The 6,664-nt window shown below is 52.4% G+C and carries 5 protein-coding genes; 1 reads left to right on the top strand and 4 read right to left on the bottom strand.

The window, feature by feature from the left end; genetic code table 11:
* The 3 genes from H6G00_RS02030 to H6G00_RS02020 form a co-directional block, all read right to left on the bottom strand.
* A partial coding sequence (locus H6G00_RS02030) for a hypothetical protein (RefSeq protein WP_190795437.1) occupies positions 1 to 2,649 on the bottom strand: 2,649 nt, incomplete at its 3' end.
* Positions 2,650 to 2,686: 37 nt separating this feature from the next.
* Positions 2,687 to 2,860 (bottom strand): hypothetical protein, encoded by a 174-nt coding sequence (locus tag H6G00_RS02025; RefSeq protein WP_190795436.1) that lies wholly within the window; start codon positions 2,858 to 2,860, stop codon positions 2,687 to 2,689.
* 3 nt (positions 2,861 to 2,863) lie between these two features.
* The gene (locus H6G00_RS02020) at positions 2,864 to 5,626 is read right to left on the bottom strand and encodes a hypothetical protein (protein WP_190795435.1); all 2,763 of its coding nucleotides are present in this window, start codon (positions 5,624 to 5,626) and stop codon (positions 2,864 to 2,866) included.
* A 167-nt stretch (positions 5,627 to 5,793) separates the two neighbouring features.
* Here H6G00_RS02020 and H6G00_RS02015 point away from each other — a divergent pair, with 167 nt between their 5' ends.
* Positions 5,794 to 6,144 (top strand): hypothetical protein, encoded by a 351-nt coding sequence (locus tag H6G00_RS02015; protein WP_190795434.1) that lies wholly within the window; start codon positions 5,794 to 5,796, stop codon positions 6,142 to 6,144.
* Here the strand turns inward: H6G00_RS02015 and H6G00_RS02010 are convergent.
* Positions 6,118 to 6,663 (bottom strand): hypothetical protein, encoded by a 546-nt coding sequence (locus H6G00_RS02010; protein WP_190795433.1) that lies wholly within the window; start codon positions 6,661 to 6,663, stop codon positions 6,118 to 6,120. The two genes, H6G00_RS02015 and H6G00_RS02010, sit on opposite strands and share 27 nt — an antisense overlap.
* Position 6,664: the final 1 nt, after the last annotated feature.

Below are 6,664 nucleotides of genomic sequence, written 5' to 3'. Positions count from 1 at the left end.
TGGAAAATATCCACTGCTGGGAGCTGGGTTGATGTAAATGTAGGTTCCGTCTTCGAGCATGTTGCCCGGACGGTATTCGACGACATCGTTGATCGAATACTGCTCAAACTCGTCAAAAATTCCTCGAACGTTGATGCCAGCGGCAAGAAACTGCCAGGAGCCTAAATAGTCGGTAGGGTATTCGCTTTGAGAGCTTTGCACGGCCAGCCAAATTTTTGACTGATACGTAACCAGCGCGTTGATTCCGTAGATGATGCCTGATTCCCACTCCCCTCTGAAAAACAGCCCTCTTGCAAGCGGTTTCCAGTTTTCGGAATCGTCATCAATAAAGTCTGGATCTTGCCCACTGACTTGCTGTAGTGCCAGGTAGGAACTGTTGTTTCGAGTTACAAAGTCATCCGGGAAATACCGGGTATCTTGTGACCACTCCCCCCGGTAAATTAACCCGCGATCGCCCTTCTCCCCTTTGATGTTGAGCGCTAAATCCCAGGTTGTTGGCGCTGTTTTGTAATACAGGTTCCCTCTCGCTGTCCCTGTGCTTCGGTTCAGGTAGTAGTCTCCCGGTTCGCCCAATCCTGGGGGAGGTGGGTCAACTTCACCGCTGTAGATCTGCGAAGCGGTATCCTTCAGCCAGCGCCCAGGCATATCAGCAGGCACATCTTTGGGGCGAATCACCAGCTTGTTATCGTCAGCCTCACTGCTGAGCGGATGCCAGCGGTACGGATCACCCTCTGATGGCACGTAGCGCGATTGGTAGGGGTATCGCCCACTCGGTTGAATTGCCCGTAGGTTAATCAGGTTCAGCGCTGGTGGTGCCCAGCTTTGAGCTGATAACTCCATCTGAGCCAGCGTCAAACTGGCAGCATGGATGCACCTGAGCGGGTCATGGGAAATTCGTGATGCTTGAGAGCCGTCATATTCAAACGCGAAAGCAACCCGCACATTCATGCTTTCTGGAAAGCTGCCAGTCCCGTTGCCCGTGCCCGTTGCCCCAACTGCTGTAAATAACCCAAAGTCATCGCTACTAGCAGCCGGAACGGTGGCGATCGCCTCAGCATTTGCCCAATCTGATAGCTCGAATTGCTGGGAGCTGCCTGCAACTACAGCGCGACTGCTAAAGCGCTTAATCATGCCGTCAACTTCGACGTAAAGTGTGACGAAGGGTGCATTGAGCTGCGCCCTACCTGCTAAACCCGCTATTACATCTGGGTAATCGCCTCTGATGGGTGCGCTGGTGGCGTTGCCAGGGTAGCTGCACGTAACCCTTAAACCTTGCCCTGCGGTGATATTAAAAGGTGCGCTCCAGGCGCTAGCAGCCCCTACGCCCGACTCAAACGAAACAACGGCACGGATAGCCTCATTCTGCTCTAGAGCGCCTTGACGCAGATAAGCTGCCCCGTTGCCGTTGAGAACTACGAGTTGAGAGCTAGTATCCTCCGAAAAGCCAAAAATTTCAGTAGGTCCAGTCCCCAAAAAGCTGCGGGAACTGACCATACCAAAACGCTTGAGGCACTTCACGCCGCCCAAACTGGGAACAACCCAGCCGCGATCGCCCGTTGGATAAATCCAGTTGCCTAGCGCCTCCCCAATTTCGGAATAAGCACCGGCTTGCAAAAACACGAAAGGAGCGGCTTTGAGAACTGCACCATCGGGAACCTGGTTGTTCAGTTCTGCGGGTTCAAAGTTGGGATAAACCGTGAGGGCATAGGCTTCGCCCTCCTGTAAATCATCTGGGAAAAAGATATCAGTACGTTTGTTCTCAAACAGCTTCTCTTCATCCAGATCGGGAAATTCGTCGCCGTCGGCGTAGGTTGTTCGCCGTTCTCCGGTCGTTGTGTTGACGTAGCCGCGAAACCGCATCCTCAGCGCACCGTCAAACTCATCAGACTGCGGCACATCGTTGAGCAGCACGGTCAACCCTACCCGCTTACCGGCGTTGATTTCGTCGGGTCCGACATTGTTGATCCAGTAGGTTCTCCCGGCACCATTGCCGCCCGTGCAGGCATAACGAGGAGCGCGAATTAGATTTTCGGTGAGCTGCCCTAACGAGGTATCACACCCCCCGCCCTCGGTTAAATCCTCGACGTAGGTTGAGAAGCTTCCAGGGCGATAGATCCAGGCTCCTTCATCTGCCTCTAGAATCGTGCTGCCATTGGGATCTAGCGCTGAATTGGCATCATACTCAAACACAGCCCCACCTAGCGATGAAACCGCGCACAGTGCCCCGTTGAGTGGATTTGGAGGCAGTAACTCCGGCGTATTGACAAGGTTGCTCAGCTTGAAGTGGTCGTCACTGCTGAAGATGATGGACGTAGGCAGGGCGATCGCCGCTCCGTTTTCGTCATTCGCATCAACCTTTGCAAGCTGTACAAAGCTCTCTGGATCATTTGAGGTAGAGGCGCTAATCACGTAGCTCTCCCAGGCTTCGCCCGTTCTGCGAACCTCTGGGGGCAAGGTAATTCGGAGTTGACTGCCAGCCGGAATCAAAACGAGGCCGGTAATGCTGAGCTGATTCAGTCCGGCAGGATTCTCCCCTTGCAAGGCAAAGTAGAGCAGCCTTTGAGAGGTGAGGCTACCACCGGCTGTAGCAACAAGATTGGCATTGGTAAAAGGGAGCTGCGGTCTACCTGAACCGAACTGATAGCGCATAGGGCGAGGTCTTTGGAGGTCAAGCCTAGAGTGCCCTTTAGCGCATTCTGACGCTCCGAGCGCTGCTTGAGCCTACACTTCGAGCGATTTGGCTAACGCCGTCACGGGTGCGAATCTGAAGCACTTGCCCACCTCGGCGCGTGGTTATTGTCGGCTGAACTGATTTCATGTAGTTCTGCCATGCAGCGATCATTTGGGCGCGAGTTGCCATTAGTTAGAAGCTCCGTCTAGATTGCAATTGCTTGGGAAATAGATCTCTGAGTGAAAGGTTGCTAGCGCTGCCCGTGCTGATTGAGCCAGATCGCCGCTGCGTCGTCTCATTCAAAACTTTGGGCGCTTTGCGTTTGTGCAGCGTGACTGGAATTTTGCGGTCAATGCCAGCGCTAACCTTCGTGGGTTCTGCTGTCAAAATCATTTCGCTTCTGGTAAATCCGTCGATCGTCACCGCATTCTCAACGCTGGTCACTCTGGTTCTAAAAGATTCGTGCTGTGCCCGAACTGCAACGAAATCGAGTACATTCAGCCTGGGGTTGAACGGGATTAGATAGCTGTACTGCACCGAGTCTTGAAGGTCGCGAAACAAGAGTTCAGCCTCTGCACCAGCTAGCGCCTGCTCAACGGTTTCGGCTGGGAGGTCTACCGAGCCGCCCGATGGGTCATTGACTGAGTAACCAGGAGTACACACAAAGTAGTCGTACTTTTGCCCGTCTTTCTTTTGGTCAGCGCTGCCCGATTCTGATTCAGGTTCCTCCAGTTTTCGAGTAGCAGGTTTGCGCGAAGCTGGGGAGGGCCGCCCCTCAAATTGCTCAAATGTTTCCTTAACGGCTTTGTCCTTAAAATTTGCACCCTGAGCAGAGTCTTCATACCTGCGCTCGACGTACATATCGATCGCCTCTTCCTGCGATTTAGCCCTCCACTCTTCCGCTTTTGCCCCAAACACTTTTCTTGAAGATCGAGCAGGCAAAATCTCGCGAACCATGTGATTCCAGGATTCTTCTCCGGTCGTGTAGTGCGGCAAGGGTTCCTCTGGAACGCTGTCAGGGTTTGGAGTCCAGCTAAACGAGTTCGTGTATGTCATTTCAGCTTTAACGAACATCGCAGGGGCCCAGGTTGGATCTGGAATGGTGCGAATTACAGACGTGCCATCCCGCAGGCAATGCTTATAGGTGGTGTGTGAGGGGGCTTCATCTGCATCGTCGTAGTAGCTGCTGAAGGGCACTAGCAGCACACGGTTTTTGCCCTGAGTTGGCAGCGTTTTGAAGCGGTACAGATTGAGATATTTCTGATCTCCAATTGGGTCAAGTGAGAGCGTTTCAGGCGCGTCTTCTGCCTCGGTTTTGAATCTCGCTTTACGCCAGCCTGTTGTAGTCGAACCCAGAGCGTAGCCGTATTTGGGATCGTATTCGTAGGTTGTGATTTTGTAAGAAACCGGCCCCCAATAATTCGAGGGTTGTCCCATCAAATCGCCATTGGCATCAACAATTTCGCTAGCGAGGTAGGTAAACCCATAAATCCACTCAATATCTGAGAGCGGCATCCCATCTTCGCTGGTGATAGTCTTCAGCGTTTTGGTTGGGCCCGAGGTGTCCCAGTTCAATGACAAGGTTTTTAGAACCGTTGTATTGACTGGAGGCAGTTCTATGTCGATGTCTCCAGACTTGAGCGTTACCCGTCTGGGAGAACGAGGCACCCACCTGGGACGTGCTTCTTTGGCTGAACTGCCATCGTCAGGTTCTGCAAATTTGCCGCCTAGTTTGAAGTTGGCGTATTCGGCGGCATAGCCGTTGTAGCCAGGGCTATTTTTACAGTCCCCTTGGCGCGATGTCTCAACCTCCTTTACTTCATAGCTCCAACGGGCACAGCTAGACATATCGCGCACGTAAACACCGCCTGGTTGGTTCCAGTCGATAAAGCAGCGATTTTGCCTCAGCAAATTTTGCAGCTCATTACTCCAAACGGTCGCAGCTTCTTTGGGCGTATCGGGTGGAACTTCTACGCTCCAATTTGGAAGCTGACTAGTTGCCGCGCGAATGCTGCCAATAGTTCTCCTCTCAGCAGGCGTTTTGGCAGTTCGTTTTTTAGATGCAGGTTGCTGCCACCCTTTACCAACCGTGAATAGGGGTACGTCAACTTGTTCGGCTAAGTCCTTAATCGGAATGCTGTAGCGGGTTCTAGTTTCCTGATCGGCTTTGTAATTGATGCCGCAATCAGAATCGTAAAGTCCATCACTATCGCTACCTGTTTGCGCCTCTGGCTTGAGGAATGAGGGCTGATTGTAGCAAGGTCTTGCCCACTTTCCGGTCAGCGACACGCTGATTTCGTAAAAGCCATCCTCATAGAGGTGGTCGTCAAAATTGGCAACGCTAAATCCTATTCCAAACAGGGTTAATTCAGTCCCGTTCTTCAGCCGCTCTCGAACCTCTTCAATCGAGTCTTCCAGTGCTACTAGCTCAAGCGTTCCAGAGGGATGCTGCTCTAAGCTCTTTGTCCAAGTAATTTTGCCTTTTACAGGCAATCCCTCCAGCGCCTTTAGCAGGGAACTTGGAACATAATCGGTCGGGATTTTCGCAACCCCGCCCAGCACTCTAATCTGCTGCGTTGGCGCGGGTTTGGCTTTCGCATTCACCCGAACCGAAACGGTTTTTCTAATTGGATTTAGAGCAAATTCCCCAGGTTGCAGGTTGTCTGAATCTTTCGCTGGAACAAACACGCTGCCACCAATCGTTAGCGCGTCAAGGTGCGTTAAGTCGGTGTCGCTTATATCTAACTCGAAGCGATCGCCCTCATAGGCTGGCACCTCCAGCACAGTGGTGGTTGGTTTCCAGTCGGTGATGATGTCAGGGGCTTTGTACTGGGCCTGCAGATCGATTTGTGCCAGCGCTGGCACCGTCTGCCCCGTGTCGAACGCGCAAACTGAACCCCCTGTGTTGGGAGAATCGGGCTGAGCTGGAAGTCTCGGATTAGAAATAGTCCACATTCTCTCAACTTTCCCGAAGCCTCTAGTCGCCGTGCAGAGGACAATTTAGGGATAGTCAGAGCCTCAGTTACCCTGCTAAGGGTTTTAAGTATCCCAAAGTGGGTTCGGTAAATCCCTTATTGGGCTTCAAATAGGCTAATTAGCACCCGATTGAGGAGACGTTTTGAGTGGTATCGAACTTTAGCAATGTCCCCCTGGTTGACCCTGAGTTTGAGGATCTAGGCAACATTCCTGTGGGTGAGTGGGTGATGGTCGTTCACTCCAAACCCGTTAATGAGGTCTACCTGTACATTCGAGGACGGCACTGCATCATCGCGCTTAAGCCTCGTCCACAGTATTGCAACCGGGGTAAGTTCCTAGCTGTTTTGGATGTTTTGGATGGGGCAGCGCTGCACATTGATTCCCATGATGGTTGGTACCCAGGGCGCTATTACTTCGACCGGGATCGAGCAATGCTTGAGATTAATGCTTGGCTAGAGGTCAGAGGGCAATTAACCGATGATTCGCCGTCTGCCTAACTCTTTGAAGGCGATCGCGAACCCTTTGCCGTAAAGTTTGGTGCCAGTGCCGATTGCACCACTACTTTCTTTGATGCCAATAATTCTGCCCGTTCTAGCTGTGAATGCTTCCCGGTTCTGGCGCAGGGCAATCACCCGATCCTCCCCCTCTGGGCGAACAAAATCTAGAACTATCAGCGGTTTATGTTCCCGCTTGTTGGGAGTGGTGGAATCATGGGCGATCGCCTCTATCAGGTAGAGCATATCCATGTACTGATCAATGACAGTTGCCTCAAACCCAACCCTTGCTGTGGTGATGCGAGCGATCGGGCGAACGAGGGTATCGATGTAAGTCGCCTGGTCGGGCTTCTCATCCCGGATAGGGGTATAGCGCTGCCGCTCTATCCAGAGCCGCAAGTAGCGGCGATTGTCCACTATTTCAAACCAATGATCAGGTGCTTCAAACGCTGCCTTGAGCTGCAATGAGCAAGGAATGAGCAGGCGTTTGACTTTGGATGCCATCGTGCAATCGTGTGTCATA

It is taken from the genome of Leptolyngbya sp. FACHB-541 (genome assembly GCF_014695875.1).
Classification (GTDB): domain Bacteria; phylum Cyanobacteriota; class Cyanobacteriia; order Elainellales; family Elainellaceae; genus JAAUTN01.
Note: the sequence above shows the minus strand (reverse complement) of the source record. Positions and strands in the feature narration are given on the sequence as shown.